At 66.1% G+C, this 26,789-nt stretch carries 28 protein-coding genes, 1 other RNA gene and 1 riboswitch; of the genes, 14 read left to right on the plus strand and 15 right to left on the minus strand.

The features are described 5' to 3' along the window. Nucleotides 1–6 precede the first annotated feature (6 nt). The 3 genes from nagA to SOM28_RS22755 all read right to left on the minus strand — a co-directional run bounded on the left by nagA (nt 7) and on the right by SOM28_RS22755 (nt 3,615). On the minus strand, nt 7–1,104 hold the full coding sequence (gene nagA / locus SOM28_RS22745; protein WP_320469545.1) for an N-acetylglucosamine-6-phosphate deacetylase: 1,098 nt from the start codon (nt 1,102–1,104) through the stop codon (nt 7–9). After that, a complete protein-coding gene (locus SOM28_RS22750) occupies nt 1,101–1,979 on the minus strand; it encodes a glucosamine kinase nucleotide-binding domain-containing protein (RefSeq protein ID WP_320469546.1) in 879 nt (292 codons plus the stop codon). The genes nagA and SOM28_RS22750 overlap by 4 nt, the downstream gene beginning before the upstream one ends. A 286-nt stretch (nt 1,980–2,265) precedes the next feature. Next, on the minus strand, nt 2,266–3,615 hold the full coding sequence (locus tag SOM28_RS22755) for a GIN domain-containing protein (RefSeq protein WP_320469547.1): 1,350 nt from the start codon (nt 3,613–3,615) through the stop codon (nt 2,266–2,268). A gap of 200 nt (nt 3,616–3,815) precedes the next feature. On the opposite strand from SOM28_RS22755, the gene SOM28_RS22760 reads away from it, so the two are divergent. The 5 genes from SOM28_RS22760 to SOM28_RS22780 are packed head-to-tail and all read left to right on the plus strand — an operon-like array spanning nt 3,816 to nt 7,442. Beyond that, nucleotides 3,816–4,313, plus strand: coding sequence for a hypothetical protein (locus tag SOM28_RS22760; RefSeq protein WP_123070592.1), 498 nt, complete (start codon nt 3,816–3,818; stop codon nt 4,311–4,313). Between the two features lie 26 nt (nt 4,314–4,339). Then, entirely contained in the window at nt 4,340–5,965 is a 1,626-nt protein-coding gene (locus SOM28_RS22765) for an AAA family ATPase (protein ID WP_320469548.1), read from the plus strand. 1 nt (nt 5,966) lies between these two features. After that, the gene (locus SOM28_RS22770) at nt 5,967–6,656 is read left to right on the plus strand and encodes a general secretion pathway protein GspB (protein WP_320469549.1); all 690 of its coding nucleotides are present in this window, start codon (nt 5,967–5,969) and stop codon (nt 6,654–6,656) included. Beyond that, a complete protein-coding gene (gene mobB, locus SOM28_RS22775) occupies nt 6,643–7,227 on the plus strand; it encodes a molybdopterin-guanine dinucleotide biosynthesis protein B (protein ID WP_320469550.1) in 585 nt (194 codons plus the stop codon). The genes SOM28_RS22770 and mobB overlap by 14 nt, the downstream gene beginning before the upstream one ends. A gap of 23 nt (nt 7,228–7,250) precedes the next feature. Continuing rightward, entirely contained in the window at nt 7,251–7,442 is a 192-nt protein-coding gene (locus SOM28_RS22780; RefSeq protein ID WP_123070595.1) for a YjfB family protein, read from the plus strand. A gap of 115 nt (nt 7,443–7,557) precedes the next feature. Here SOM28_RS22780 and SOM28_RS22785 read toward each other — a convergent pair whose 3' ends face one another. The 3 genes from SOM28_RS22785 to fumC form a co-directional block, all read right to left on the minus strand. Next, a complete protein-coding gene (locus SOM28_RS22785) occupies nt 7,558–7,842 on the minus strand; it encodes a DUF883 family protein (protein ID WP_123070596.1) in 285 nt (94 codons plus the stop codon). Nucleotides 7,843–7,985: 143 nt separating this feature from the next. Next, entirely contained in the window at nt 7,986–8,198 is a 213-nt protein-coding gene (locus tag SOM28_RS22790) for an RNA-binding S4 domain-containing protein (protein WP_123070597.1), read from the minus strand. 116 nt (nt 8,199–8,314) lie between these two features. Beyond that, nucleotides 8,315–9,709 (minus strand): class II fumarate hydratase, encoded by a 1,395-nt coding sequence (gene fumC, locus SOM28_RS22795; RefSeq protein WP_123070598.1) that lies wholly within the window; start codon nt 9,707–9,709, stop codon nt 8,315–8,317. An 88-nt stretch (nt 9,710–9,797) separates the two neighbouring features. On the opposite strand from fumC, the gene SOM28_RS22800 reads away from it, so the two are divergent. Further along, nucleotides 9,798–10,892 (plus strand): FimV/HubP-related protein, encoded by a 1,095-nt coding sequence (locus tag SOM28_RS22800; RefSeq protein WP_320469551.1) that lies wholly within the window; start codon nt 9,798–9,800, stop codon nt 10,890–10,892. A gap of 358 nt (nt 10,893–11,250) precedes the next feature. Here SOM28_RS22800 and SOM28_RS22805 read toward each other — a convergent pair whose 3' ends face one another. After that, nucleotides 11,251–11,532, minus strand: a complete 282-nt coding sequence (locus SOM28_RS22805) for a flagellar protein FliT (protein WP_123070600.1) — start codon at nt 11,530–11,532, stop codon at nt 11,251–11,253. A gap of 139 nt (nt 11,533–11,671) precedes the next feature. Between SOM28_RS22805 and SOM28_RS22810 the strand changes: the two genes are divergently transcribed. Continuing rightward, nucleotides 11,672–12,322 (plus strand): class I SAM-dependent methyltransferase, encoded by a 651-nt coding sequence (locus SOM28_RS22810; RefSeq protein WP_320469552.1) that lies wholly within the window; start codon nt 11,672–11,674, stop codon nt 12,320–12,322. Nucleotides 12,323–12,394: 72 nt separating this feature from the next. Then, nucleotides 12,395–12,571 carry a CsbD family protein gene (locus tag SOM28_RS22815; protein ID WP_123070602.1) on the plus strand — a complete coding sequence of 59 codons (177 nt, stop codon included), beginning with the start codon at nt 12,395–12,397 and terminating at the stop codon, nt 12,569–12,571. A 52-nt stretch (nt 12,572–12,623) separates the two neighbouring features. On the opposite strand, the gene SOM28_RS22820 is transcribed toward SOM28_RS22815, so the two are convergent. Both SOM28_RS22820 and SOM28_RS22825 read right to left on the minus strand, forming a co-directional pair. After that, nucleotides 12,624–13,187, minus strand: coding sequence for a YybH family protein (locus SOM28_RS22820; protein ID WP_221176194.1), 564 nt, complete (start codon nt 13,185–13,187; stop codon nt 12,624–12,626). A 106-nt stretch (nt 13,188–13,293) separates the two neighbouring features. Beyond that, nucleotides 13,294–14,391, minus strand: coding sequence for an AI-2E family transporter (locus SOM28_RS22825; protein ID WP_320469553.1), 1,098 nt, complete (start codon nt 14,389–14,391; stop codon nt 13,294–13,296). Nucleotides 14,392–14,574: 183 nt separating this feature from the next. Here SOM28_RS22825 and SOM28_RS22830 point away from each other — a divergent pair, with 183 nt between their 5' ends. Then, nucleotides 14,575–14,781, plus strand: coding sequence for a CsbD family protein (locus SOM28_RS22830; protein WP_123070604.1), 207 nt, complete (start codon nt 14,575–14,577; stop codon nt 14,779–14,781). 135 nt (nt 14,782–14,916) lie between these two features. Here the strand turns inward: SOM28_RS22830 and SOM28_RS22835 are convergent, their stop codons facing one another. Next, complete coding sequence (locus tag SOM28_RS22835) at nt 14,917–17,136, minus strand: S9 family peptidase (RefSeq protein ID WP_123070605.1); 2,220 nt, start codon at nt 17,134–17,136, stop codon at nt 14,917–14,919. A gap of 52 nt (nt 17,137–17,188) precedes the next feature. After that, nucleotides 17,189–18,592 (minus strand): MATE family efflux transporter, encoded by a 1,404-nt coding sequence (locus SOM28_RS22840; protein WP_320469554.1) that lies wholly within the window; start codon nt 18,590–18,592, stop codon nt 17,189–17,191. A gap of 136 nt (nt 18,593–18,728) precedes the next feature. Here SOM28_RS22840 and tssF point away from each other — a divergent pair, with 136 nt between their 5' ends. From tssF to SOM28_RS22855, 3 genes are all read left to right on the plus strand, one after another. Further along, a complete protein-coding gene (gene tssF / locus SOM28_RS22845) occupies nt 18,729–20,564 on the plus strand; it encodes a type VI secretion system baseplate subunit TssF (protein ID WP_123070607.1) in 1,836 nt (611 codons plus the stop codon). Then, nucleotides 20,561–21,550 carry a type VI secretion system baseplate subunit TssG gene (tssG, locus tag SOM28_RS22850; RefSeq protein WP_320469555.1) on the plus strand — a complete coding sequence of 330 codons (990 nt, stop codon included), beginning with the start codon at nt 20,561–20,563 and terminating at the stop codon, nt 21,548–21,550. Before tssF ends, tssG begins: the two co-directional genes overlap by 4 nt. 105 nt (nt 21,551–21,655) lie before the next feature. After that, the gene (locus tag SOM28_RS22855) at nt 21,656–22,285 is read left to right on the plus strand and encodes a type 1 glutamine amidotransferase domain-containing protein (RefSeq protein WP_320469556.1); all 630 of its coding nucleotides are present in this window, start codon (nt 21,656–21,658) and stop codon (nt 22,283–22,285) included. Nucleotides 22,286–22,393: 108 nt separating this feature from the next. On the opposite strand, the gene SOM28_RS22860 is transcribed toward SOM28_RS22855, so the two are convergent. Further along, nucleotides 22,394–22,951, minus strand: coding sequence for a manganese efflux pump MntP (locus tag SOM28_RS22860; RefSeq protein ID WP_123070610.1), 558 nt, complete (start codon nt 22,949–22,951; stop codon nt 22,394–22,396). A 3-nt stretch (nt 22,952–22,954) separates the two neighbouring features. Next, nucleotides 22,955–23,123: riboswitch (yybP-ykoY riboswitch) on the minus strand. Nucleotides 23,124–23,278: 155 nt separating this feature from the next. On the opposite strand from SOM28_RS22860, the gene SOM28_RS22865 reads away from it, so the two are divergent. After that, complete coding sequence (locus SOM28_RS22865; RefSeq protein ID WP_123070611.1) at nt 23,279–23,830, plus strand: hypothetical protein; 552 nt, start codon at nt 23,279–23,281, stop codon at nt 23,828–23,830. 64 nt (nt 23,831–23,894) lie between these two features. Here the strand turns inward: SOM28_RS22865 and ssrA are convergent. Next, nucleotides 23,895–24,253, minus strand: a transfer-messenger RNA (tmRNA) gene (gene ssrA, locus SOM28_RS22870). 149 nt (nt 24,254–24,402) lie between these two features. Here ssrA and SOM28_RS22875 point away from each other — a divergent pair. Beyond that, nucleotides 24,403–25,260: a class I SAM-dependent methyltransferase gene (locus SOM28_RS22875; RefSeq protein ID WP_123070612.1), complete on the plus strand. Its 858-nt coding sequence runs from the start codon at nt 24,403–24,405 to the stop codon at nt 25,258–25,260. 41 nt (nt 25,261–25,301) lie between these two features. Here the strand turns inward: SOM28_RS22875 and SOM28_RS22880 are convergent, their stop codons facing one another. After that, nucleotides 25,302–25,916 (minus strand): glycine zipper 2TM domain-containing protein, encoded by a 615-nt coding sequence (locus SOM28_RS22880; RefSeq protein ID WP_123070613.1) that lies wholly within the window; start codon nt 25,914–25,916, stop codon nt 25,302–25,304. Nucleotides 25,917–26,079: 163 nt separating this feature from the next. Then, nucleotides 26,080–26,787 (minus strand): HAD family hydrolase, encoded by a 708-nt coding sequence (locus SOM28_RS22885; protein WP_183407490.1) that lies wholly within the window; start codon nt 26,785–26,787, stop codon nt 26,080–26,082. Nucleotides 26,788–26,789 lie beyond the last annotated feature (2 nt).

Here is a 26,789-nt window from a genome sequence, read left to right on the forward strand (position 1 = left end):
CGTTGGTCACAGGAGTTCTCCTTCGATATGGACGGCTTTGATGTTCAGGTCGCGGTCGAGGACCACGAAGTCGGCATGGCAGCCCGGCGCCAGGCGGCCGCGCAGGGTTTCGCCGAGGTAGTCGGCGGCATTGGTGGAGACGCGGCGGCTGGCGTCTTCGATCGACAGGCCGATGCTGACCAGGTTGCGCAGCGCCTGGTCCATGGTGAGCGTGCTGCCCGCCAGGCTGCCGTTGGCCAGGCGCACGCCGCCCATGCATTTATGAACCACCTGGCGACCCAGCATGTATTCGCCATCGGGCATGCCGGCGGCGGCGGTCGAATCGGTCACGCAGAACAGCTTGGGGATGCAGCGCAGCGCGGTCCTGATCGCGCCCGGATGCACGTGCAGCAGGTCGGGAATGATCTCGGCGTATTCGGCATGCGCCAGCGCCGCGCCGACCATGCCGGGATCGCGGTGGTGCAGGCCGGGCATGGCGTTGAACAGGTGGGTGAAGCCGGCCGCGCCATGCGCGAGGGCGTCGACACCGACTTCGTAGCTGCCGGTGGTGTGGCCGACCTGGACCCGGATGCCGGCATCGCTGAGTACGCGCACCAGCTCCATGTGGCCGTCGATCTCGGGCGCGACCGTGATCAGCTTCATCGGCGCCTGGGCGTCGAAGCGCTTCACTTCATCGAGGCTGGCTTCGCGCGCATACGGCGGCTGGGCGCCCAGCTTGCCGGAATTGATATACGGGCCTTCCAGGTGCACGCCCAGGATGCGCGCTTCGCCCTTGCCGCGCGCGGCGCAGGCCTGGCCGATGGCGGCGAGGGCGCGGTCGATGTCCTCGATCGGCGCGGTCATGGTGGTGGCCAGCAGGCTGGTGGTGCCGTGTTTCGCGTGCAGGGCGGCGATCACGTGCGGCGCGTCGCCGCCTTCCATCATGTCGCGTCCGGCGCCGCCGTGCACGTGCACGTCGATGAAGCCGGGCAGGATGTAGTCGTCGCCGTTGGACGCCGGATCGGCGGCGGCGCCGTCGATGGCGTCGATGTGGGCGCCGTAGCGCAGCGTGCCGCGCACCCAGCCGTCGGGAGTGAGGATATTGCCGTTGATTGAGCGGGTCATGCCGGGGTGTCTTTCAGGTGCAGTTCGATCATGCGCAGCGCGCCCAGGGCCGAATCGCCATGGGGCGGGCTGCAACGCGCCAGCGTCTCGGCCGGCAGGTACAGGCGCAGGGTGTCGCCCAGGCCGCCGCACAGCGACAGCGGCAGGGTTTCGCCGGGGTCGAGCGCGCGCGCCATGGTGGCCACTTCGCGGCCCGCCTGCTCGAGGATCGCGCCGGCCACCGGGTCGAGCGCGCCATGTTCGACCACGAAGCGCGCCAGGCTCGCGTAATCGGTCTGGGATGCCTTGCCGAGCCAGACCTGGATCGCGTCGCGCCCGCCGCCGCAGGCTTTGATGACGTCGCGCGCCAGCGCGCCGCCTTCGGCGCGGCCGTCGAGCACCTGCTGGACGTGCGCAATCGCGCGCAGGCCCATCCAGGCGCCGCCGGCTTCGTCGCCGGAGGGGAAGCCCCAGCCGCCGACCTCGACCCGCGTGCCGTCCTCGCGCAGGGCTTCGCCCACGCTGCCGGTGCCAATCGCGACGATGGCGCCAGGGCGGCCCCCGTGGGCGCCCATCAGGGTCGAGAAGCCGTCGGTATCGAGCACCAGCGCCGCGTAGCCCGGATTGGCGGCGCGGAAAGCGGCAGCCCATTCCTTATTGTGCACGCCCGCCAGGCCCAGGCCGATGGCGCACGACTGGCGCGGAATCGCGTCGATGCCGATCGCGGCGAAGGCCTTGGCGGCGGCATCCTCGACCGCGCGCCAGGCCTTGTCGATGCCATGGACGAGGCCGGAAGCGCCGCTGCGGCCCGTGGCCAGTTCGGCGCCGTCGCGCCCGGCCAGGCGCACGCGGGTATTGGTGCCGCCGCCGTCGACGCCGATGAGATAGTCGATCATGGTAGGTGAGGGAAATGGGGTCAAGGCACTATAGGCAGGCCCTATCTCGATGTCAACAGGTATTTAACTGGTATTCGCCAATGCAGACCAAAGGCCAGGTATAGCTTGCGCTTATGCTGGCGAACGGTCTGGTAATAGAACGTAGGATTGGTATTGTTATTGGTACTGTGCGGAGCGTGGGCGAGGGCGTGGAAGGAGCGGCGGAAGAAGTATCGCCGAGACGGTACCGCTGGCCCCGGCGCAAGGTCAGAACGGCGCGCCGCAGGCGGCGGCCGTTGTTTGTGGTCTACTGCGGCGCGTGGCTGCTGCCGCGCCGGTCGACCACCAGCAGCTGGCCATTGCCGCCCGTCGGCGCATTGCCCGCGCGTTCGGCCACGTGCACCCTGGCCGTGCCGGGGCCGCTGACCGCGATGTCGGCGCGGTCGGCCTTCAGACGGTTGCCGTCCAGGCTGCCCGAGCCGCTCAGGCGCGCGTGGACCATCCCGACCTGGCCGCTGATGCGGGCGCCGCCCGGGCCGTCCGAGGTCAGGACCAGGCGCTTGCCCTGGATCGCCGATGTCAGGCTGCCCGAGCCGCGCAGCTCCGCCTCCAGCGTGTCCGAGACCTGGGCCAGTTCGATGCCGCCCGGGCCGCGCGCCTTGAGCGTGGCTTTGGTGACGGCGAGGCCGCCGGCATCGAGGTCGCCCGAGCCCGACATCTGCGCCTTGAACTCGCCCACCGTGCCGGCCAGCCGGGCGTCACCTGGACCATGCATGCGCAAGGTGGCCGCCTGCGCGCGCAGGCCGAGCGCGGTCAGGTTGCCCGAGCCGCCGACTTCGGCGTCGAGCTGGGCGATGGCGCCGCCCAGGCAGATGTCGCCGGGACCGCTCTGCATGGTGCTGGCGCGGCCGGCGGCCAGGTCGCAGGCGTCGAAGGAGCCGGAGCCGGTCACTTCGGTGCGCACCTCGCCGCTGGCGCCGCGCAGCACCATGTCGCCGGGGCCGGACAGGCGTGCGTCGAGGCGCGCCAGGCGCAGGCCGTCGGCCTCGAGGTCGCCCGAGCCGCTGATCCTGGCGTGCAGGGAGCCGTCGATATTGGCCAGCCGCACGTCGCCGGGACCGGACATCGTCAGCGCCACATTGCTGGCCCGCAGTCGCTGCAGGCTGGCGTCGCCGCTGCCGCTCACGGTGAGCGCCAGGTCGCGCACCGCGCCGGAGACTTCCAGGTCGCCCGGCCCACTGAGGTCGAGCGCGAAACGCTTGCCGCTCACCTGGCCCAGCGTGGTGTCGCCGCTACCCGACATCGAGAGGCTTTTCAGTGCCGGCGCGCCGATGTGGATGACCACGGTCTCGCGCCGCTGGCCGAAGCCGAAGCTGAACAGCTTGCCCCCTTTGGGCCGCACCACCAGGGTGTCGCCGCGCACGAAGGTCTCGACCTCGTCCAGCTGCTGGCGTTCGCCGCGCAGGCTCAGGCCGGCCCGGCCCTGGGTGTCGATGGCCACCTCGTACGGACCGTTCAACTCGATGGCGCTGAAGGCGGCGACATTGCGCTGTTCGGAGACCGCCCTGGTCGGCGTATCGGCCTGGCTGTCGTCGATCGATAGGAAGGCGGCGCCGAGGGCGACGGCCACCAGGGTGGTCTTTTGTACGATATGCATAGTGTTCCTGGCCTGGAGTCGATGGGAGCCTGAACGATACGCCGGCGGCGCGCGCGGCGTATGACGAAACCGACGGAACGGTGGATTCGGGGACTCGACTGCGCCTGCAGGCGACGAACCGTGCGTCGTTTGCGACAATCCGCGGTGCCCGCCAGGGCGTGGAATGTCATAATGTCGAGATCGTCGAAAAAAGGATGTCCATGATTCGCCACCCAGGGCTGCAGGGCAAGACCCGGTCCATGCTGCGCGCCTTGGCGCTGCTGGCAGGACTCGCTTGCTCCGGCGCGATGGCGGCGCCGTCGACCTTCGGCCCGGTGATCGGCAGCGCGCTGCTGTGCCGCAGCCAGCTGGACAACGCCTATTTCCACGCCTACCTGACCCAGGCCTTCGGCCCGGCCTACAAGCGCGAGGGCGGGGCCTGGTGGTTCAAGACCGAGGCTTCGCTGTGGGGCGCCCAGGTGAGCGAGGTGATGGTCAGCGACGATAGCAGCAACCTGGTGTTCGTCGCCGCCATCGTCGACAGCAAGCCCGAGGAATTCGAGAAATCGGTGCGCGACGGCGCCGGCGTCGCCTTCAAGCCGGTGGATGCCTCGCGCTACCCTTTGCGTAAATCCAACCCGGGCAGCACGATCGCCTACGCCAGGGACAAAAGCAAAATATACTGCGCGAAGTTCAAGCCCCAGCCTCCGGGCCGCTAGCCACGCCACATCGTACGGTCCAACGCATGTACAACCACTATTTCCAGCTCAAGCACGCCCCGTTCTCGATCGCGCCCGATCCGCGCTACCTGTTCATGAGCGAGCGGCACCGCGAGGCGCTGGCCCACCTGCTGTACGGCATCGGCAGCGGCGGCGGCTTCGTCCTGCTGACCGGCGAGATCGGCGCCGGCAAGACCACCGTGTGCCGCTGCTTCATCGAGCAGATTCCCGATAACTGCCGTTTGGCCTATATCTTCAATCCGCGCCTGAACGCCGAAGAGCTGCTGCAGACGATTTGCGACGAGCTGCACATCGCGCTGCCGCCAGGAGTGAGCGGCGTCAAATCCCATGTGGATGCGATCAACCGCCACCTGCTCGAATCGCATGCCCAGGGTTTGAACAATGTGCTGGTGATCGACGAGGCCCAGAACCTGTCGAGCGAGGTGCTCGAGCAGCTGCGCCTGTTGACCAATCTCGAGACCAGCGAGCGCAAGCTGCTGCAGATCATCCTGATCGGCCAGCCCGAGCTGCGCACCATGCTGGCACGGCCGGAGCTGGAGCAGCTGGCCCAGCGCGTGATCGCGCGCTATCACCTGGGGCCGCTGTCCGAGCAGGAAACCGGCGCCTATATCGCGCACCGGCTGGCGGTGTCCGGGGCGGCCGGGATGCCGTTCCCTGCGGGCCTGACGCCTGTGGTGCACCGCCTGACGCATGGCGTGCCGCGCCGGATCAACCTGCTGTGCGACCGTGCGCTGCTGGGCGCCTACGTCGAGAACTGCCCGCAGGTCACGCGCGCCATCCTGCAGAAGTCGGCCGAGGAAGTGTTTGCCGGCGAGCCGGCGGCACGCAAGCCGCTGCGCTGGCCGCTGCTGGCGGGCGGGGCGCTGGCCGGGGTGGCGATCAGCGCCGCGGCCTGGCAGATGCTGCCGCAGCAGCAAGCGCGGCCGGCCACCGCGCAGGCGGCGCCAGCATCCGTGAAACAGGTGGCGGCCAAGCCGGCGCCTGTGTCGATCAAGGCGGCGCCCGTGGCCGGCGCCGATTTCGCGGCCGGCAAGAGCGAGAACGATGCGTTGCGCGCGCTGGCCGCCCTGTGGGGGCCGTCGTTCGCCGGCATTGCCGGCGCCAGCCCGAAGGCGATCTGCGATGCGGCCCAGCGCGCCAACCTGCGCTGCCACGGGGGGCGGGGCGGCCTGTACGAGCTGCGCCTGCTGGATCGGCCGGCCGTGGTCACCCTGCACGACGGCCCGCGCACCGGGTATGCGGTGCTGGCCGGAATGGACGAGGGCAGCGTGCTGCTGGCCGTGGACGGGCGCCGCGAGCGGGTCGCCATTCCCGCCTTCGTCGCGCGCTTCGGCGGCGAGTTCACGACCTTCTGGCGCATGCCGGGGGCGTTCCGCGACGTCGTGGGGCAGGGCGACCGTGGTCCCGACGTCGACTGGATCGCCCAGCGCCTGGCCGGCCTGAACAAGGCGACCGCGCCGGCGCTCGACCAGCCCCTGGATGCGCGCACCCAGGAATGGTTGCGCACCTTCCAGGCGGCCCAGGACCTGAAGGCGGACGGCGTGGCCGGACCGCGCACTTATATGCGTCTCAACCAGCTGTCCGGCGTGGTCGAGCCGCGCCTGATGGCCAGTCCGGCGGCGGGAAACTGATATGTCGTACATCCTCGAAGCACTCAAGAAGGCCCAGGCCGAACGCCAGCTGGGCAACGCCCCCACCATCCATGCGCCGCCGCCCATGTATGCGGCGCCGGACCGCGACCAGGGCGGGAACCGGCGCAATCTCGTGATCGGCCTCGGCCTGGGCGTGCTGGTGGCGGCGGGCGCCTTGCTGTGGGTGCGCCATGGGGGCGAACAGCCGGTGCGGCTGGCGACGGCGCCGGTGTCTACGCCTGCGCCCGCACCTGCTCCCGCGCCCACGGCGGTTGCTGTGCCGCCTGTCGCACCAGCGCCGGTGCCGGTCCCAGCACCAACACCGGCACCGGCACCCGCACCGCGCGAAGCCGCCCCAGGGGCCACGAAGCCGGCTCCGTCCCCGGCGAAGGTAGCCGAGCCGGCGCCGCCGCCAGTGCGCGTGGCCGAAGCGCCGGTATCCGTAACGCCTGCCGGCGAGGACAACCTGCGCACACTGCAGCAATTGCCCGAGGCGGTCAGGCGCGAGATCCCGCAAGTGAGCTTTGGCGGCTACATCTATTCGCCGACGCCGGGCGAGAGCTTGCTGCTGGTGGACAAGATGCTGCGCCGCGAAGGCGAGGAAGTCGCGCCCGGCCTGGTGCTCGAGCGCCTGATGCCGAAGGCGGCGGTGATGAACTACCGGGGAACCCGCTACCGTGTCGCGTACTGACGTGCCGGATACGGCGCAAGGGCAGGGCCCCGGTCCGGTCCTGGGCGTGGTGGGCTGGTCGGGCAGCGGCAAGACCACCTTGCTGGAAGGGCTGGTCGCGCGCCTGGCGCAGGATGGCTTGCGGGTCAATATCGTCAAGCACAGCCACCATGACATCGAACTCGAGCCGCCGCGCAAGGACAGCGCGCGCCTGCGCCTGGCCGGAGCGGCCGAGGTGATGATCGCCTCGCCCTTTCGCATTGCCATCATGCGCGAGCTGCGCGCAGCGCCGGAGCCAGCACTGGACGAGCTGCTGGCGCGGCTGTCGCCGGCCGACCTGACCCTGGTCGAAGGCTATAAATGGGAATCCCTGCCCAAGCTCGAGGTGCACCGCCCGAGCCTGGGCAAGCCGCCGCTGTTCCGGGACGATGTCACGATCCTGGCCGTGGTCTCGGACGTGGCGCGGCCGCTTGACGCGCACGCCGGCCTGGCCTGGCTCGACTTGAACGACCTGGGGCGGGTGGTCGATTGGGTTTGCGGATGGTTAAAGACGAGGCCTCAAGTTTCGGTCGATGGGGCCGTTAAAGACTGACAAGTCTTTTTCTGGAGAGGTGTATGGACGTCACGAACATTGCCAAGCTTGCAACCAGCATGGCCGAAACCGGTATCCGTCAGGAAGTGGGCGTTACGATGCTCAAGAAATCCATGGACATCCAGGCGGTGTCGGCCGCCCAGCTGCTCGACGCGCTGCCGCAACCGCAAAACCTGCCGCCACACCTGGGCAATACGATCAACACCAAAGCCTGAGTCCAGGGCTGGCATCCGGCGCGAACTTAAGCACGAAAGCCGGATCGAAGATCACATGGGATTGCGTCTTGCCCGTTGAAACCCGGCTTGCATGCCGGGTTTTTGCTTTCGTCATTCAGTGGAAGGCGCGCAGGATACGGTCTTCGCCGGACCTGTCCTGGTAGCGGTCGTTGGCGGCGCGGGTGGCGGCCATCATGCGCTCCAGTTGCGCATCCTCGAAGCGCGACAGTTCTTCATTCGCCGCTTCCAGGGCGAGCGACAGCTTGGCGCGCGCATTCTGGTACAGCGCGCTGGAATAGTGATCGGTATTCTTGAGCAGTTCTTCCGCGTTTTCGATCACGAGGCGCAGGTCGCCGATCAATTGCTCCTGCGATTGTGCATGGTGTTCCGGGGTTTCCATCGCCTTCACCTCTAAGCCGTATGAGTGACGTCTTAAAATATAAACAAGGAAGCCCCGCTCTGTTTGTTAGCGCGCAAACATAAGAACGCCGTTCTGGCGCTCCATTTCTTCGCACTAGAAGCCCGGTTGCGGGCTCCAACAGCTTACTGCACGGTGATGCGCACGTCGCCGACCGAGACGGTCTGGCCAGTGCGGATCTTCGCCGTCTTGCGCAGCTCCTGTTTACCATCGACCGACACCACGCCGCTGGCGACCATGTTCTTGCCGGCGCCGCCGCTGTCGACCAGGCCGACCAGCTTCAGCAGCTGATTGACCTCGACGAATTCTGATGTCAAATCGAAAACTATTTTTTGCATTCTATCCTCGGGTTGGTGAAGGCGGCGTACGATTGATGAGGCCGCTAAGTATGTGCGCACGCGAAGCGCATGCGCGTGGGTTGGCGGCTGCGCCAACCCTGCGCGCCCTCGTCGGATTACGCTGGATCCGGACGCGTCATGTCGATCGGCACGATCCATTGGTCGAACTGCTGTTCGTCGACGAAGCCGCTCTGCAGGGCGGCCTGGCGCAAGGTCAGGCCGTCCGTCGATGCCTTCTTGGCGATCTGCGCGGCGCGATCATACCCGATGTGCGGCGCCAGTGCAGTCACCAGCATCAGCGATTTCTCCATCAGCTCGCCGATCCGGGCGCGATTCGGCTCGATACCCTGTGCGCAATGCTCGTCGAAGGAGCGCATGCCGTCGGCCAGCAGGCGCGCGCTTTGCAGGAAGTTGTGCACGATCATGGGCTTGAACACATTGAGCTCGAAATTGCCCTGGGAGCCGCCGACCGTGATGGCGACGTCGTTGCCGAACACCTGGCAGCACAGCATGGTGAGGGCCTCGCACTGGGTCGGATTGACCTTGCCCGGCATGATCGAGCTGCCCGGCTCGTTCTCGGGGATGGTGATCTCGCCCAGGCCCGAGCGGGGGCCGGACGCCATCCAGCGCACGTCGTTGGCGATCTTCATGAGGGCCGTGGCCAGGGTCTTGAAGGCGCCGTGGGCGGCGACCATGGCGTCGTGGGCGGCCAGGGCCATGAACTTGTTCGGCGCGGTCTTGAACGACAGGCCGGTGCGCGAGCCGAGCTCGGCCGCGATGCGGGGGGCGAATTCGGGGTGGGCATTCAGGCCGGTGCCCACGGCGGTGCCGCCGGCGGCCAGCAGCAGCAGGCCGGGCAGGGCGGACTTGAGCTGCTGCTCGGAATACTCGAGCTGGGCCACGTAGCCGGAGAACTCCTGGCCCAGGGTCAGCGGCGTCGCATCTTGCAGGTGGGTGCGGCCGATCTTGACGATCGGCTCGAAGTCGCGCGACTTGCGCAGCAGGGTGCCGCGCAGCTGGGCCAGCGCCGGCAATACTTCCTTGGCCAGGGCCCAGGCAGCGGCCACGTGCATGGCGGTCGGGAAGATGTCGTTCGACGACTGGCCCATATTGACGTGGTCGTTCGGGTGCAGCATGCGGCCTTCGCCGCGCTCGCCGCCCAGCAGCTCGGAGCCGCGGTTGGCCAGCACCTCGTTCATGTTCATATTGCTCTGCGTGCCCGAGCCGGTCTGCCACACGGCGAGCGGGAATTCGGCCGGATGGCGGCCGTCGAGCACTTCGTCCGCAGCCCGGATGATGGCGTCGGCCTTGTCGCTGGAAAGCTTGCCGAGCGAGCGGTTGACCGCCGCCGCCGCGCGCTTGACCTGGGCCAGCGCCGCGACCAGCTCGGGCGCCATGCGCTCGGTGGAGATGTGGAAGTGGTGGAGCGAGCGCTGGGTCTGCGCCCCCCATAGACGATCGGCGGGCACGTCGATCGGGCCAAAGCTGTCCTTCTCAATCCTGTTTTCCATAGACATTCCTGTTATGCAAGGGGCTGGGATTAAAGAGTTTATCGCAATGTCCGTTAATCATGCTTGGGCTTCACTCTCGGTATTCCTTATGGCTAGCCGCCTCCCCCTGATCATCACATGCGCGCTGCTGTCCGGCGCCGCCGGCGCGGCCGAACTGGGCGATGCGCAGGTGCGTTCCTATATCGGCCAGCAGCTCGCGGCCGACATCGAACTGACCATGCTCGACGCCCCGGCGACCCCGGTCCAGGTGCGCCTGGCCGACCCGAACGTCTACCGTGGCGCCAATATCGGCATGCCGCACGTGCTGTCGACACTCAATATGACTGTGACGCAGCGTAACGGCCGTCAGTTCCTGCACGTGACCTCGCTGGCGCCGGTTGAATCAAGCCGCCTGCATTTGTTCCTGGAATTGGCCGATGGCGGCCAGCGCGGCGTTCGCCTGGTGACCTTGTCGATGGCGCCGAATCCGAACCCGCCGCCACCGCCGGCGCCAGTCAGGATCGCGGCGCCGGTCGTGGCCGACACACCTGCGCCCGCGCCCGTCGTGGCCAAGCCGCCGCCACGCCCGCGTCCGCCGCCACCGCCCAAGCCGGTCGTTGCGAAGATCGCACCGAAGCCGACGCAGGAGCCCAAACCCGAATCCAAACCGGAACCGAAACAGGAAGCCAAGCCGGCACCTGCAGCCGAGCCGAAGCCGGCCCCCAAGGCGCTGCCCCTGCCACTGGCCGCCCCGGCCGCCTGCGCGCCCGCGCCCGATGTCGACCGTTCAACCGTGTGCGCCGCGCTGGACTACAAGAATGCGCAGTTGCGCGAACAGATCGGCCAGTTGGAAGACAAGGTAAAAGTATTGCAGGTCGCGCTAGGCGCCAGTCCGGCCGCCGTCAGCAAGCCGCGGCCGGCCGACCCGAACAAGCCCCATCCGGCACGGCGGCGTCCGGCGCCCGAACCGGAGGCGTCGACGCCCTGGGGCTGGATCGCCGGCGGCGTCGGCGCCGTGCTGGCGCTGGCCGGCGCTGCGATCCTGATGGTGCGTCGTCGCAAGCGGGGAGGGGGGATCCAGCCCATGCCCGGAGTGCCCTTGATGGCCCGCCTGCGCCAGCGTTTCGGGCGCAAGAAAGCGAGCCAGGAACCGGTCGAGCCGAAGCTGGACGACGCTGAACAGGAAATGTCTACACAAGTTTGATTTTGCGTTATACTGGATTTGTGATCGACGAGGTCACAGACGGCACAGGGTCTGCGCAGCCACCACCGATAGCGTGGCGCGACAACAGACGACCGTTGATGAAACGCCTGTGATCGGAAGCAGTCCACTTGCCTGCAGTGGCAATGGACGCCGGGAGCAACCGGCAAGAGGCGACGCCAGCAGATAGCTGGGGTTCGTCCTCCACCCGATTCGCGGTCGAGCTTCTGGCTCGATGGCAGCCAAGGCGCCCGATGGGCGCTTTTTCTTTGGCGCTTCGACCGCCCCACGCGCCACTGTTACTTATTCCGGCAACAAAAAAAGGCACCCGCAGGTGCCTTGGTTCAGGATTCGCCAGGAATCAGTGCGCTTGCAGCGCGCGCTCCAGCTGGCCATCGTATGGCTCGGTCACGTCGCGGATCGCGCGGTCGTTGGCCATCAGCTGCTTGAGCAGGTCGATCTTGCGCAGGCGCTGGGCGCCTTCCAGGGCCGGCATGCCGGCGGTGGCGCTGCGCGCTTCGACCTTGGCTTCCACGTTCAGGTTGGCAAACTCGTTCCAGTCTCCGGCTTTGGCGGCATCCGACATCTGACGGGTCAGGCCAGCCAGGTTTTCGTACATCGCGAGGACTTCGTTTGCGTTCATGTTGCCACCAAAACAATGAAACTCCGGCCGGATTGCCGGTTGTCTGGTTCTTTTACGGCAGCGATTTTGGGAACTTTAGGGTTTTTTTGAATTTTTTTTGAATTTTTTTTCTGGGGCCGCCAGCTGGCATACTGTCGTCATGGATCATGAGAACAATCACGACAAGCCGCAAGACGCGCACGACGACATCGCCCGCCGCACGCTCGCGCATTACGAGCACAATGCCGATTCCTTTTTCGCCGGCACGATCGACCACGACGTCAGCCAGAACATCGCCGCACTGCTGGACGCGATCGCGGTCCCGGCGCCCTACACCATCCTCGACCTGGGCTGCGGACCGGGGCGCGACCTCAAGACCTTCAGCGCGCTCGGCCATCGCGCCATCGGCGTCGACGGCAGCGAACGCTTCGTGGCCATGGCGCGCGATTACAGCGGCTGCGAGGTGTGGCACCAGGATTTCCTGCACCTTGATCTGCCTCAAGCGACCTTTGACGGCATCTTTGCCAATGCCGTGCTGTTCCATGTGCCCAGCGCCGCCTTGCCGCAGGTGTTGACACATCTGCACGCCGCACTGAAGCCGGGAGGGGTGCTGTTCAGTTCGAATCCGCGCGGGGATAACCAGGAAGGCTGGAACGGCGCGCGCTATGGCAGTTATTACGACTACGCCACTTGGGAGCGCTACCTGCTTGCAGCTGGCTTTACCGCCCTGCATCACTACTACCGTCCGCCTGGTTTGCCACGCGAACAGCAACCGTGGCTGGCCAGCGTTTGGCGTAAGCCTGTTTGTTAAGCGTCGAACAGAACCGCCTGGAAGTTACCCTTATTCTCAAGGCTCATCCACGTAACAGGCAAGGAGATTGCAATGAACAAGGATCAAGTCAAAGGCAAGGCGAAGGAAATCGGCGGCAAGGTGCAGCAGAAGGTCGGCGAAGCTGTCGGCAGCCGCCAGCAGCAGAGCGAAGGCCTGTCGAACCAGGCCGAGGGCAAGGCTCAGAAGAAGGTCGGCGACGTGAAGGAAATCGCCAAAGGCAATCGTTGATCCAGCCTGTCTTCCGGAACGGCCCGGTCGTGAACGCGACCGGGCCGTTCTGCTATTTGGCCGCTGTCTTGAAATAGGACTGGATACTGTCCGCCGCGACTATCTTGGTGGAGTTGTGTTCGCGGATGATGCGCCAGCCATCGGCATGGCAGCGCCAGGTCAAGGTCATCAGCGTGCGGATCGGACGCGTCGCGCCGTCGGCCGGTTCGATCAGGGCGACGAATTCGAGCGTCGAGACGGCCAGGTTGCCGCCATACACCGCCGTCGGTTCGATGCTGATCGCGTGGCGCGCGCTGCGCAGCCCGCTGAAGATCGGCGCCCAGATGGCGCCATAGGCATCGGGATCGCGCACCGGGCGCGGATTGGGCGAGAAATCGTCATAGTAGAGGCGGTCGCGGGCGTCGGACCATTCGTAGTCGCCGGCGAACTTCTCGCGGAACACCAGCGGGCCGTCGCCTGGCTTTCTTTCCCATCCCACCATGACGACGTCGCGGGCGCGCCGCTCGGCGCTGCCCGGGCCGCTGGTAGGACACTGGCCAGCGACTGACTGAGTTTGTGCATGCGCCGCATGTACGCTGGCAAGGACCAGCACGACAATGATGGCGTGGCGTCTCATCTTCGTTCCTTTCGCGTCGTGGAAGCAGGCTTCCATCATGACGCCGGTCAGAACGCACACGTAGACCTGAAACTCCGAAAGATGTGCCTGATCGCCCGGCGCCGGCTCAATCGGGCACCGCTCCCTTCGCCGGTCTGTCCCCCAGCACATCTTCTATATAAAGCATCTTGACCAGCACCGACAGCACGGCCGCCAGCGGCGTCGCCAGCGCCACGCCGGCGAAGCCGAACAGGGTGCCGAAGATCAGCTGCATCACGATCACCAGCGCGGGCGGCAGATCGATCGCCTTGGCTTCGATCATCGGCTGCAGCACATAACCTTCGAGCATATTGATCGCCGCGAACAGCAGCAGCGCATACATCGCCATTTCCGGACTGATCGACAGCGCCAGCAGCACCGCCGGGATGCCTGCCATGATCGGGCCGAGGTAGGGGATGAAGTCCATCAGGCCGGCGATGATGCCCAGGATCAGCGCCAGCGGCACGCCCAGCAGGGAAAGGCCGATCGCGGTGGTAGTGCCGACGATCAGCATCGACAGCGCCTTGCCGAGCAGCCAGCTGGCCAGCGAATCGCCCATCTCGTCGATGACTTCGCGCGCGCGGCCGCGCTTGTGTTGCGGGATCAGGCGGATGAAGCCGCCGGTGTAGACGCCAGGCGTGGCGGCAAAATAAATGCCGACGAAAATGATGATGACGACGTTGCCTAGCGCGCCCAGCACGCCCGTGAAGAACAGGCCGGCATTCGGCACCATCGAACTCATCTGTTTGACGATGTCTTCCGGTGGCGGCAGTTCGTCCACAACGCGCTTGAGCAGGGGATGCTGTGCGACTTCGCCCTGCAGGCGCTCGATCGCGGCCGGGATTTCCTTCGCCAGCTGGGTCGACTGCTCGGAAATCTGCGGCGCCATGGCCCAGCCGCCCAGGCCGACGATGGCGCCGAGTAGCAGCACGACGATGCCGAGCGCGAGCTTGCGTCGCATGTGAAAGCGCCGATGCATGATCTCGCTCAATTTGTAGAGCAGGATGGCGAACAGGATGCAGGCGAACACCAGCAATAGCGCATCGGCCGCCAGCACGACGGCGGCCAGGCCGAGGATGAACAGCACGGCGATGCCATTGACGAGGGTCACGCGGCGCGCCAGGCGGCGCTGGGCCTGGGGGGCTTCCTGGGTTGCCGGCACGGTGTCGGTATTGTTGTTATTCATGGAGGATTCTCTTCTTGAGCGGCGGGCCGCGTTGCAAGAAAAGATTAGCATTTAAGCCATAAAAATGTCGCGCGGATGGGGTCGCATCGCTGTGTGCGTGCGCTAACAGATGAGCAAGCGCGAAAGGGCTATTCTGTATCCATCGCATGGCCATCCAGGCATGCATTATTCAAGGAGAACACCATGAACAAAGACCAAGTCGAAGGCAAACTGAAAGACATCGGCGGCAAGATTCAAGAAGGCGCCGGCAAAGTGGTGGGCAGCACCGAACAGCAGGCCAAGGGCCTGGCGAACCAGGCTGAGGGCAAGACCCAGGAAGCCTATGGCGACGCGAAAGAAGTCGTGAAGGATGCCGTGGACGAAGTGAACCGTCCAAAGCCACGTCCGTAAGCTTTCAGCAGCTGAAAAACGTCGTCCCCGCGAAGGCGGGGACCCAAGCTTGCAAGCGCCTCGATAGCGCAAGCAGTACTTGGGTCCCCGCCTTCGCGGGGACGACGTGCATTTGACGTGCAGTTTCTAGCTTGATCAGTTCGGCTGCGTGCCGCCCAGCTGCTTCTTGAAGTAGGACTCGATCAGGCCATACACATGGCGCTGGTTGGTACGGCCCGACATGCCGTGCTTGGCGCCCGGATAAGTCATCAGGTCGAACTGCACATTGCGCTTCACGAGTTCGTCGATCAACAGGGTGGTGTTCGAGAACAGCACATTGTCGTCGGCCATACCATGGATCAGCAGCAGGTGCGATTTCATGCCGTCCAGGTGGGCGAACACGCCACTGCGCTTATAGGCTTCCGGATCGCCCTTCGGCGTGCCGCCGACGTAGCGCTCGGTATAGTGGGTGTCGTACAGCGCCCAGTCCGTCACCGGCGCCACCGACACGCCCATCGCGATCTTGTCCGATGCAGCCGACAGCAGGCGCAGGGTCATGAAGCCGCCATAGCTCCAGCCGAACACGCCCACCCGTTTCGGATCGACGAAGCTCTGCTTGGCCAGCCAGTCGATGCCGGCCACCTGGTCTTCGACTTCGTGCTTGCCCAGGTTGTTGTGCAGCACGTCGGTGAACTGGCGCTCGCGCCGGCCCGAGCCGCGGTTGTCGAGGCGGAAGACCACGAAGCCCTGCTGCGCCATGTATTGGTCAAAATAATTGCCCCAGGCGCGGGTCACGCGCTGCGAATGCGGGCCGCCATAGGTGAACAGGAACACCGGGTAGCGTTTATTCGCATCGAAACCGGCCGGCTTGATGATCGAATAGTGCAGGGTCTGGCCATCGGCCGCCTTCAGGGTGCCGTACTCGGTCGGCAGGTGCGCATCGAGGTGGCGCGTATATGGATGGTTGGCATTGAGTTCGTTCTTCTCGATCCACTCGACCATGCTGCCGTCGGCGCGGCGGATCGACACTTGCGGCGGGGTGTTCGGGTTCGAATAGGTATCGACGAACAATTTACCGTTGCCGGCGAACGAAGCCTCGTGCCAGCCGTCGCCCTGGGTGATGCGGGCCGGCTTGTCGGCGCCGCGGCCATCCAGCGACAGCGCATAGGTCTGCTTGTCGATCACGGCGTCGCGGTTCGACGACACATAGATCTTGCCGGCGCCTTCATCGACGGCCAGGATATTGTCCACGCCCCAGCCGCCGCGCGAGATCGGGTGCAGCAGCTTGCCGTTCAGGTCGTACAAATACAGGTGCTTGCGGCCGCTGCGCTCGGACGCCCAGACGAAGGCCTGGCGGTTCTTGAGGAAGCGCAGGTCGTTATGGACTTCGACCCAGGTCTTGGAGGTTTCGGAGAACAGCGGACGCTGGGCCAGCGAGGCGACGTCGACCGCCACCAGGTCGAGGCGTTTCTGGTCGCGCGTCTGGCGCTGGTAGACGAGGGTCTTGGCGTCGGCGCTGAAGTCGGCGCGCACCAGGTAGATGTCCTTGTCCTGGCCGAGGTCGATCTTGCGCTGCGCGCCGGTGGCCGGATCGACGATCATCAGCTCGATCGCCACGTTCGGATCGCCTGCGGCCGGGTAGTGCTGGTCGATCACCTCGGTGCGGTCGGCGAAGATCTCGAAGCGGCGCACCACCGGCACCGGCGCGTCGTCGTAGCGGCGGTAGGCGATGTGCGAATCGTCCGGCGCCCAGTAGTAGCCGGTGTGCTGGTCCATTTCTTCCTGGGCGATGAATTCCGCTTCGCCATTGTGCACGGTGCCCTTGCCATCGGTCGTCAGCTGGCGCTCGGCGCCGGTGCTGAGATCGATCACCACCAGATTCTGGTTGCGCACGAAGGACACGTAGCGGCCGCGCGGCGAGATCTTCGGATCGATCACGTTGCCCGAGGCGACCTTGCGTGCGGCTTCCGGCTTGGCGGCATCGACGAGGTACAAGTCGCCGCCGATCGGCACCAGCAGGCGCTTGCCGTCCGGCGACCAGTAATAGTTGAGGATGCCCGACAGGCCGGCGGTACGCGCACGTTCGCGGCGTGCTTTTTCCTCGAGCGACAATTCTTCGTTCGGCACCAGTTGCTTGGAATCGACCAGGCGCTGCGTGGCCTTGCTCCTGGTGTTGTATTCCCACAGGTCGAGACGGTACTGGTCGTCGGCGCGCGGGCGCAGGAAGGTCACGCGTTCGCCGTCCGGCGACACGCGCAGATTGCGCACGCTGGCGCCGGCCAGCGAGGCTTCACCGTAGATGCGGTCCAGTGTGAGGCGTTCGGCCATGGCGGGAGAGGCCGCGAGGGCGGCCAGGAGAAGGAGAAGAGGGCGCATTGATGTCTCTTGAGGATTATTAATTTACAGCAATCGCGAGACGATACCAGAGTCAGCGGGGCTGCGCCATCGCGCCGTCGCGGATACGCTGGCGCGCCAGCTTCTCGAACTGCCAGGTCAGCAGGACTGCCGCCACCGTCAGCGCCACCACCAGGCCGATCCAGAAGCCGGTGGCTTCCATCGGCGCGGCAGGCGACCACGGGAACCAGGCCGGCGCCAGGCCGAGGATGCAGCCGAGCGGCAGCGACAGGCCCCAGAATGACAGTAACTGGATCACCATCGGCGGGCGCGTCACCTGGTAGCCGCGGATGGCCGAGGCGGTGGCGACCTGGGTCGAATCCGACAGCTGGAACAGCGCGGCGAACAGCAGCAGGTTGGCGGTGACCTGCTGCACCGCCGGGTCCGAGGTGTACATGGCCGCGATCTCCCAGCGGAACAGGGCGATGCCGAGCGCCGCCACCACGCCGAAACTGACCGAGACGCCCACGCCGACCCAGCCGACGAAGCGCGCGCGCACCGGATCGCCTTCGCCCATTGCCTGGCCGACGCGGGTGAGCATGCCGATCGCAAAGCTGAGCGGCACCATGAACACCAGAGAAGCGAAATTGAGCGCGATCTGGTGCGAGGACACCTGCACCACGCCATAGCGCGCCACCAGCAGGCTGATCAGTCCGAAGGCGCTGACCTCGGCAAAATAAGTGACGCCGATTGGCAGGCCGAGGCGCAGCTGAGCGCCGATCTCGCGCGCATCCGGCCCCTCGTAGCGGTCGAAGGGGTAGGTCAGGCGGTAAGCGGGCGCGCGCGTGACCCACCACAGCATGGCGCCCAGCATCAGCCACAGCGCGCTGGCGGTGGAGATCGCACAGCCGACCGCGCCCAGTTGCGGGAAGCCGAATTTGCCGTACACCAGCACCCAGGCGACCACGGTATTGAACACCAGGCCGAGGATGGCGATCCACATGATCGGCTTGGTCTGGTTGATGCTGGTGGTGTAGCCGTACAGCGCGCGGTACACGCCGAAGGCCGGCATGCCGACGCTGATCACGTGCAGGAACAGCGAGGCGCGGTCGGCCACGTGGGCCTCCATGCCGATATGGTCGAACAGCAGGGTGCACAGGTTGGCGAACAGGCAGCCGACCAGGCCGACCAGCAAGCCCTTCCACATGGCCTGGCGCACCGAGTGCGGCACCCGGTCGTGGCGGGCGGCGCCGATCTCGTGGGCGACCACGGTGTTAATCGCCATCATGGTGCCCATGACGGTCACCAGCACGATCGACCACACCGCCGTGCCCAGCGACACCGCCGCCAGCTCGTCGGCACTGACGTGGCCGGTGAGGGCGACGTCGACCACGCCCATGCCGACCGTCGCCAACTGTCCGACCAGCACCGGCCACGACAGGCGCCACAGGGTGGCGATCTCGGTGCGGACGGGCGTGGCGGTGGCGGTGGTGTTCATGATGAGGCGCGGGAATGGTGGACCCGTGATTTTACTGACTTATCGTCAAGTGAGTGTCAAGTCAGGAAATTGCGCCGCCGCAAGACAAGCTGCGGCGATCTGCACCACCGTAGAGCGACAGCCCGAGGAGGTCGTCATGGAAGAACTGTTGCCGTATTTCGAGCGCGAACTGGTCTACCTGAACACCGTCGGTCGCGAGCTCGCCCACCAGTATCCGCGGCTGGCGGCCGAGCTGGGGCTGGGGCCCGAGGGGAGCGAAGACCCCCATATCCGGCGCCTGATCCAGGCTTGCGCGCTACTCAATGCGCGCACCGCGAAAAAGCTCGACGACGACTATCCGGAACTGACCGAAGCCTTGCTGGGCAGCCTGTATCCGCACTTCCTGCACGGTCTGCCGAGCTGTTCGATCGCGCAGGTGGACGGCGGCGACCAGCTGGCCCGGGCCGGCAAGGTCGAGCACGTGCAGGCGGTGCCGCGCGGCACCGAGATGAGTTCGCTGAAGGCGCGCGGCGCGCCCTGCGTGTTTCGCACCACGGCCGAGCTGGCGCTGGCGCCGGTGAGGGTGGCGCGCGCCTGGTTCGAGCCCGTGGCCCACGTCCCGCCGCGCATCCGGCTTCCGCCGCGCGCGGCGAGCCGCATCGGCATCGCCTTCGACAGCGCGCTGCCGGCGCGCATGTTGTACGGCCGCGGCCTGCCGCGCCTGCGCCTGCACGTGGACGGCGACGGCCTGCTGGCGGCGGCGCTGATCGACGCCCTGGGCATGAACGTGGTCGAGACCTGGGTCGAGGCCGAAGGCATGGAGGGCTGGCGCCGCCTCGACGGCGCTGCCCTGCACCTGGGCGGCCTGGAGCCCGACGAGGCGCTGGTGCCGGAACAGGACCATGCGCATCCGGCCTACCGGCTGCTGACCGAGTACTTCGCCTTTCCCGACAAATTCCACTTCCTGGACCTCGACCTGGCCCGGCTGGCGCCCTTGCTGCCGGCCGGCGCGCGCCGCTTCACCCTGCATTTCCTCCTCACCGGCATGCACGCCGACGCCAGCCCGGCGCGCATCCTGCGCACGCTGTCGGCCGCCAACCTGCTCACCGGCTGCGTGCCGGTGGTGAACCTGTTCCGCCAGGCGGCGGCGCCGGTGCGCATCACGCACCGCTCGGCGATGTACGACGTGGCGCCAAGCCGGCACGAGGAGGGCGTCGAGGTCTACAGCATCGACGCGGTGCACGTGCTCAGCACCGAGGACGGCAAGACCGCCAGCGTCGAGTATCGTCCCTATTATGGCCTGCGCCATGGCGAAGGGGACGAGCATGGCCAGCGCTACTGGTTCGCGCGCCGCGATGACCGCGGCGACAGCCGCCACCGCATGAAGATCGCCTTCACCGGCGACGACTTTTCGCTGCTGGGCGAGGACGCCAGCGTGGCCTCGATCGACCTCACCTGCAGCAACGGCGCGGCCGCCTGCGGCGTCGGCATCAAGGCGCCGGGCGGCGACCTGGCCAGCGAGACCGCCACTAGCGGCCTGCCGATCCGCCTGCTGCGCAAGCCCTCCGCGCCGCTGCGCTTCGGCAACCGCAACGGCACCCACTGGCGCCTGGTAACGCAACTGGCGCTGAACCACCGTTCGCTGGCCGACCTCGACGCCTTTCGCGAGACCCTGGCGCTGTACGACCTGCCGCGCTCGGGCGCCTCGCAGCGCCAGATCGCCGGTGTCAGCGCGATGGCCTCGATCCCGGCCACGGCCTGGCTGCGCAACCGCTACGGCGCAAGCCTGGTGCACGGCATCGAGGTGCGCATGACGGTGGACGAGGAAGCCTTCGCCGGCAGCAGCCTGTTCGTGTTCGCCCAGGTCGTGAGCCGTTTCCTGGGCTTGTATGTGCACCTGAACAGCTTTACCCGCCTGGTGCTGGTGTCGGGGCAGAGCGACAAGGAGTTGCTACGATGCGAGCCCCGCAACGGCAGCCTGGCGCTGGTGTGACCGCCGCCAGACGTACCGGCGCCATCGTCGACCTGCTGCGGCAGCCGCAACGCTACGAATTCTTCCAGGCGGTGCGGCTGCTGGTGTGCTGGCTGGCGCACCAGGGCATCGCGCCCGAGCATGCGCTGGGCAGCCTGATCCGCTTTCGCAACAGCCTGGGACTGGCCTTTCCGGCCAGCGAGATCGAGGCCATCGTACCCACCACCGAGGGCGTGCCGGCGGTGAGCGTCACGCCCACGCTGATGGGTTTGTTGGGCGTGATGGGAACCTTGCCGCTGCATTACACCGAACGCTTCGCCGCCTGGGAGCTCGCGGTGCGCGACGAGGGACCACGCGCCTTCCTCGACCTGTTGTCGAGCCGCCAGGTGGCGCTGTTCTACCGGGCCTGGTGCAAGTACCGGGTACGCCATGCGATGGAGCCGGACGCGGACCGCTTCCTGCCGCTGCTGCTGGCGCTGGCCGGCGTGCCGGCGCGCGCGCAAGACATGTCCGGCGTGGAGGCAGCCAGCCTGGCCTGGTTCGCGGCGCCGCTGCGCAGCCGGGTGGTGAGTGCGGAGTCGATCGCGGGCGTGTTGCGCGCCTATTTCCGGGTACCGGTGCGGGTGGAACAATTTACCGGATGCTGGGACGTGCTCGCGCCGGGGCAGCGCACGCGGCTGGCGTGCGGCAATTGCGTGCTGGGGGAGGGCGCCACCGCGGGAGCACGGCTGTTGCGGCCCGAGCTGGGCATCCGAATCCGGCTGGGGCCGGTGGATGCGGATGCCTTTGAGCGCTTCCTGCCTGGCGCCGAAGGGGCAAGGGCGCTGGCCGCCTTGCTGGACCGGTTCGCGATCGACGTGCCGTATCGCGAGCTGCAGGTGGTGCTGCGGCGCGAGGACGTCGATGGCGCCTTCCTGGATGGCTCGGTGCGGCTGGGGCTGGATGGTTTCCTGTGCACCCAGACGGGCGGACGCGATCGCGATGACGTGTGCTATCTGCTGGACTGAATCCGGGAGGAGCGGGCGCGACATGCTGACAGGCATGCGCGCGCCGCGGACGCGGCAGCCGACCTACAATCGATGCGAATGAACCGCACTGATTAAGGAGGCTTTATGCAACAAGTAGAGAACATGCAGCCGGCGGATCACGTCGAACCGGCCGCCACCCAGTCGCTGCAGGGCCGGCGCGTCGCGGTCCTGATGACCGACGGCGTCGAACAGGTCGAATACACCGAACCACGCCGCTTCCTCGAGGGACTGGGCGTGAAGGTGATCCTGGTCTCGCCCAAGAAGGCCGGCGAGGAGATCCAGGGTTTCAATCACCTGACGCCGGACCAGAAATTCAAGGTCGAACTGAGCGTGCAGGATGCCAAGCCGGGCGACTATGATCTGCTGCTGTTGCCGGGCGGCGTGGCCAATCCGGACAACCTGCGCCTGAGCCCTGAGTCCATCGCCTTCATCAAGGCCTTTGGCGACGAGGACAAGCCGATCGCCGCGATCTGCCACGGCTCCTGGCCGCTGATCGACGCCGGCGTGGCCGAATCGAAGCACTTGACCAGTTGGCCGACCTTGCAGCACGACTTGCGCAATGCAGGCGCCGAGTGGACCGATGAAGAAGTCGTCGTCGACGGCAAGCTGATTACGAGCCGCAAGCCGGACGACATCCCGGCCTTCAATGAAGCGATCCAGAAGCAGCTGATGGTGTTGCAGCAGGCGGGCAGCGATCCGGGGCCGACGTCCTGAAATCTTTGTGTCGCCCGGGATCTTCCTTCGTTAGCCTGAGCACGTCGTCCCCGCGCAGGCGGGGACCCAAGTCATTCGATCGGAATCCAGCCGCTCGAATGACCAGCATCACTGTAGATGCTCATACAACGTAACGCTACCCACCGCAATCAACACCAGCCCACCAAAGATCTCCGCCCGCTTGCCCACCACGGCCCCGATGCGGCGGCCGATCAGCAATCCCAGCGTCACCATCGTCAGCGTCGCCAGCCCAATCGCCAGCGCCGGCCACAGGATGCCGGTATCCGCAAACGCCAAACTGACCCCGACCACCATCGCATCGATGCTGGTGGCAAACCCGGTCAGCGCCAGCAGCCAGAAGGGACGAGCAGGATCGTCCGCGTCGTCATCCGGCTCGCCGCAGCCTTCGACGATCATGCGAATTCCCAGGCCGCCGAGCAGGACGAAGGCGATCCAGTGGTCCCAGCTTTCGACGTAGGACGCGGCGATGCTGCCCATGGCCCAGCCGACCAGCGGCGTCACACCCTCGATGATCCCGAACAGCAGGCCGACCTTGAGCGCATCCTTGAACAGGACGTGGGCACGGCGTGAACCCATGGCGATCGCGACGGCGAAGGCGTCGGTGGACATGGCGAGGGCGAGGATGATGATTGCAGCGAGAGTCATGACAGCTTTCCGATCGGGCACGACACAAGGCATGTCGCACGGCCCGATCGTCGCGCGAACATGCCAATGGTCTTGCCAACCAGAAGGCTTCCGCACCATGACGTGGAGACGTCAAGTATGTTGATACGGGAACTTCCGTTGCGGAAGTAGGCTACTCCCCAAGGGCGGGGGCATGGTAACGCAAGAATGGCTTGGAGACAAGAAACGCACTGGTTCGGGCTTCACGGTGGCCGGCTTAATCCACGTCATGCGGAACGCGTCGATCTTGAACTCGTCGGTATTTTGCGGGTCTTTCAGTTATCAGGAACTGGCTGACAGGAATCCATTGTGCGAGACACCGCCACGCCGTCGATTGCCCCGCTGGGGCGGGCTGAAATCGAGCTCTTGTTGCCGATCGCGCCGGGATGGATCCTGGTCGAGCGGGTCGTCGAATGCCGGCCGCCGGACTATATCCGCACCTGCCGCCGGATCGAAGCTGGCGACGCTTTCGTGGCTGCGCACGTGCCGGGTGGTGCGCAGGTCTTGCGCGAGTCCTTGCTGATCGAGTTCGCGCAGCAGTCGGCCTACCTGCTCGTGCTATTGTCGCGGACAGGACCGGATGACGTGTGGCAGCCGCGCCCGCCGACACGCTGCAGCGCCCAGTTCCTGGCGCCAGCCTGCGTTGGTGAGTTGCTGGTGGCAGAGGTGATGCTGGACGATTCGGTCGATGGCGTCATGCTGCATGATGCCACCCTGACTTGCGGCGAGCGGATTGTCTGCAGGACGAGGATGTTTGCGGCGCCGGATCCCACGGCGAAGCGGCGCATGAAGACAGCTGGACCCAGTAGCTCTACGTGGGAAGGCGGGGCGCGTCGACGCGGAATTGCTGGCGTGGACTGACCCGCCAATGACGACGGTCGAAATGAAAAAGCCGCTGACGAATCAGCGGCTTTTTGAATGCGGTTGGTGGAGGCGGCGGGAATCGAACCCGCGTCCGCAAGCACTCTACAGACAGTTCTACATACTTAGCACTATCATTTGATTTGACCTGTACAACGGGGATGTGCACCCTTTGTACAAGCGAGTTACCTTAAATTTCGGAAGCAACCAAGTAACCCGATTGATTCCTAGCCTCTGTAAATGACTCTACTAGTCTTGCGACTCACCCCAGAGGCGAGGTGTTGTAGAGCTAGCAGCAATTAAGCTGCTTGTGCGTACGAGTTATCGTTTGCAGTTATTGATTTCTGGATGTATTTACGAGGTAACCAGTCCTCGGTATGCCCTGCGCTGCTTTGCAACCCACGTCGAAACCAGGTCGCCCCCAACGTCAAGAACCTCTATTGTACTCCAAGCGCCGAGGATGTACAGCGCCGTTCCTTAGCGTCTGCTTAAAGTCTGTCATCATAAAAAACCTACAATGCATAGCTTAATTGCAATATGCTGAGGGGGTCGAGATGCTCACGAGGTTAGACATGACGTGTATCGTTTGTGGCAATACCAAGGTGGCCGGTCTGGCCGGATGGCATGCAACCTGCCCGGCTTGCAACTATGAAAGCGCCGCCCTGAGCGTTGTCATCAATGCGCATACCGGTCCCGCCGTGGACGAAGCCGAGCGCGAGGCCGGCCTCAAGGCGCTGCGTCTCGAAAACTTCCGCACCATCGTCGCCTGGGCCCGGCGCCACGTCGGCGTCAGCCGGCCGCGCCTGCTCGACGTCGGGAGCGCTCACGGTTGGTTCCTCGAGACGGCGCGCGAGCAATTCGACGTGCTGGGCGTGGAGCCGGATGCCGTGGTCGGCGCCCGCGCCGCCGCGCGCGGCTTGCCGGTACGTTCCGGTTACTTCCCCGACGTACTCAGGGAGGGCGAACGCTTCGACGTCATCGTGTTCAACGACGTGATCGAACACATTCCCGACATCCGCAGCGCGCTGGCCGCTTGCCATGCGCGCCTGCACGACGGTGGCATCCTGATCCTCAACCTGCCGAACAGCCGCGGCTTCTTCTACCGGCTGTCGAAGCTGATCGCGCGCCTGGGTTGGCGTGGGCCGTTCGAGCGCTTGTGGCAGAAAGACCTGCCTTCGCCGCACGTCCATTACTTCAATCCGCGCAATCTGCAGCAACTGGTGGTGGGGCAGGGCTTCGAGCTGGCCGAGGCGGCCGAACTGCCGGCGCTGCGCGCCAAGGGCTTGCTGGAGCGCCTGCGCTGCGCCGGCAATGTGCCGACCGTGTCGCTCTATCTCCAGTACGTGGCGATCATGTGCGCGATTCCCGTACTGCGCATGTTCCCGAGCGATATCATCGTCGGCGTGTTCAAAAAAAAGGCCGCAGACTGAAAGTCCGCGGCCAAGGGGAGAGACGGTAAGTTAGCGCTTGCTTAGCGGCCGTTGCGGTTGGCGATTTCGTTGCCGATGATGCCGCCGCCGATCACGCCGGCGACAGTCGCCAGCTTCTTGCCGTTGCCGCCGCCGATCTGGTTGCCGATCAGGCCGCCGATCACGGCGCCGGTGCCGATGCCGACATAGTTAGGCTGCTGGGCCGGCGCCGGCGCAGGCTGCGAGTACCGCGGTTCTTCATAGCGGACGGGTTGCGGCTTGGCGTGCACCACGCGGGTTTTCTCGACCACTTTCACCACCGGTTTTTCCTTGATGATCACGGTCGGCTCCGGCTGCACCTGGGCGACCGGTTGGGCATATGCCACCTGATGGGCCGGGACCATCGCGGGAACCATGGCCGGCACCAGTTGCTGACCGTTAGCTGCCACCGGCGCCATCTGGCCAGGCTGGGCGACGTAGCCGTTCGGCTGCACCATACCCGCCTGCGGCATCGCGTAGGGCGAGGCAGCGGCCAGCGGCATGCTCGGCTCCGGCGCGCTGTTCGAGGTCGGCAGCAAGCCGGTGATCGCGGCGGCGCCAGTCAGGCTGACGACGATGACCGACGCGGCGGCAGCGGCCATCAGTGGGTGGATGCGGTTGGTGGTCGTGGTTTCCATGATCTGCTCCGTTTGGTATGGCGTGTTCGTATGGACGTAGATTACTGGCGAGCCGGACGGAGAGATAGACGTGCCCCTGTATCAATCGTAAATAGATGTAAGCATGTCGGCACAAAAGAAAACGGCGCCGGAAAGGGCGCCGTGGGAGAGAGTGACCAGAGCCTCAGGCCGCTTGCTCGGCCTGCCGCGCCGCCTCGGAGACCTGCCCCAGCAGCGCCAGCAGCTGCGCCGGCGTCTCGAGCAGGTAGTCCGCGCCCCAGGTCGACGGCTCGATCGCGCCGCAATAGCCCCAGACACAGGCGACGGTGACCATGCCGGCCGCGTGTCCCGCCTCGATATCGCGCAGGTCGTCGCCCACGTACCAGCACTGTTCTGGTGCAATGCCGAGCCGGCGCGCGCCTTCCAGCAGTGGGGCGGGGTGGGGTTTGGCGAAGCCCGTGGTGTCGCCCGACACGATGCAGCCGGCGTGCGCCAGCGCGATTTGCGGCACCAGCGGATCGGTGAAGCGCGACGGTTTATTGGTCACGATGCCCCAGTCCATGCCGGCGTCCGTGATGCCGTCCAGCAGCTCGGGAATGCCGTCGAACAGGGTCGTGTAGGTCGACATTGCGGACTGGTAGCGTTCAAACCAGGCCAGGCGCAGTTCCTCGTAGCCCTCGTCGCCCGGCGCCAGGCCGAAGGCGGCGCCGATCATGCCGCGCGCGCCGGCCGAGGCGGTCGGACGCAGCACCTCGTACGGGGTCGGGTCCAGGCCGCGCTCGGTGCGCAGCCAGTTCACGGCCGCGGCGAGGTCGGGCGCGGTATCGGCCAGCGTGCCGTCGAGGTCGAACAGGATGGCACGCGGTGCCGGCATCACGGTCGGAAAAGTCATGT

The sequence above is a fragment of the Massilia sp. CFBP9026 genome (assembly GCF_034045165.1).
Lineage (GTDB): Bacteria > Pseudomonadota > Gammaproteobacteria > Burkholderiales > Burkholderiaceae_D > Telluria > Telluria arenae.

Coding starts and splice junctions, on each gene's coding strand:
- SOM28_RS22875 (WP_123070612.1), top strand. CDS start 24,403: ATGACGTGTATCGTTTGTGGCAATACCAAGGTGGCCGGTCTGGCCGGA.
- SOM28_RS22830 (WP_123070604.1), top strand. CDS start 14,575: ATGAACAAAGACCAAGTCGAAGGCAAACTGAAAGACATCGGCGGCAAG.
- SOM28_RS22840 (WP_320469554.1), bottom strand. CDS start 18,592: ATGAACACCACCGCCACCGCCACGCCCGTCCGCACCGAGATCGCCACC.
- tssF (WP_123070607.1), top strand. CDS start 18,729: ATGGAAGAACTGTTGCCGTATTTCGAGCGCGAACTGGTCTACCTGAAC.
- SOM28_RS22805 (WP_123070600.1), bottom strand. CDS start 11,532: ATGAACGCAAACGAAGTCCTCGCGATGTACGAAAACCTGGCTGGCCTG.
- SOM28_RS22860 (WP_123070610.1), bottom strand. CDS start 22,951: ATGACTCTCGCTGCAATCATCATCCTCGCCCTCGCCATGTCCACCGAC.
- SOM28_RS22880 (WP_123070613.1), bottom strand. CDS start 25,916: ATGGAAACCACGACCACCAACCGCATCCACCCACTGATGGCCGCTGCC.
- SOM28_RS22855 (WP_320469556.1), top strand. CDS start 21,656: ATGCAACAAGTAGAGAACATGCAGCCGGCGGATCACGTCGAACCGGCC.
- SOM28_RS22825 (WP_320469553.1), bottom strand. CDS start 14,391: ATGAATAACAACAATACCGACACCGTGCCGGCAACCCAGGAAGCCCCC.
- SOM28_RS22770 (WP_320469549.1), top strand. CDS start 5,967: ATGTCGTACATCCTCGAAGCACTCAAGAAGGCCCAGGCCGAACGCCAG.
- SOM28_RS22820 (WP_221176194.1), bottom strand. CDS start 13,187: ATGAGACGCCACGCCATCATTGTCGTGCTGGTCCTTGCCAGCGTACAT.
- fumC (WP_123070598.1), bottom strand. CDS start 9,709: ATGGAAAACAGGATTGAGAAGGACAGCTTTGGCCCGATCGACGTGCCC.
- SOM28_RS22755 (WP_320469547.1), bottom strand. CDS start 3,615: ATGCATATCGTACAAAAGACCACCCTGGTGGCCGTCGCCCTCGGCGCC.
- SOM28_RS22750 (WP_320469546.1), bottom strand. CDS start 1,979: ATGATCGACTATCTCATCGGCGTCGACGGCGGCGGCACCAATACCCGC.
- nagA (WP_320469545.1), bottom strand. CDS start 1,104: ATGACCCGCTCAATCAACGGCAATATCCTCACTCCCGACGGCTGGGTG.
- SOM28_RS22810 (WP_320469552.1), top strand. CDS start 11,672: ATGGATCATGAGAACAATCACGACAAGCCGCAAGACGCGCACGACGAC.
- SOM28_RS22780 (WP_123070595.1), top strand. CDS start 7,251: ATGGACGTCACGAACATTGCCAAGCTTGCAACCAGCATGGCCGAAACC.
- SOM28_RS22785 (WP_123070596.1), bottom strand. CDS start 7,842: ATGGAAACCCCGGAACACCATGCACAATCGCAGGAGCAATTGATCGGC.
- SOM28_RS22800 (WP_320469551.1), top strand. CDS start 9,798: ATGGCTAGCCGCCTCCCCCTGATCATCACATGCGCGCTGCTGTCCGGC.
- SOM28_RS22835 (WP_123070605.1), bottom strand. CDS start 17,136: ATGCGCCCTCTTCTCCTTCTCCTGGCCGCCCTCGCGGCCTCTCCCGCC.
- SOM28_RS22885 (WP_183407490.1), bottom strand. CDS start 26,787: ATGACTTTTCCGACCGTGATGCCGGCACCGCGTGCCATCCTGTTCGAC.
- SOM28_RS22790 (WP_123070597.1), bottom strand. CDS start 8,198: ATGCAAAAAATAGTTTTCGATTTGACATCAGAATTCGTCGAGGTCAAT.
- SOM28_RS22760 (WP_123070592.1), top strand. CDS start 3,816: ATGATTCGCCACCCAGGGCTGCAGGGCAAGACCCGGTCCATGCTGCGC.
- SOM28_RS22765 (WP_320469548.1), top strand. CDS start 4,340: ATGTACAACCACTATTTCCAGCTCAAGCACGCCCCGTTCTCGATCGCG.
- SOM28_RS22815 (WP_123070602.1), top strand. CDS start 12,395: ATGAACAAGGATCAAGTCAAAGGCAAGGCGAAGGAAATCGGCGGCAAG.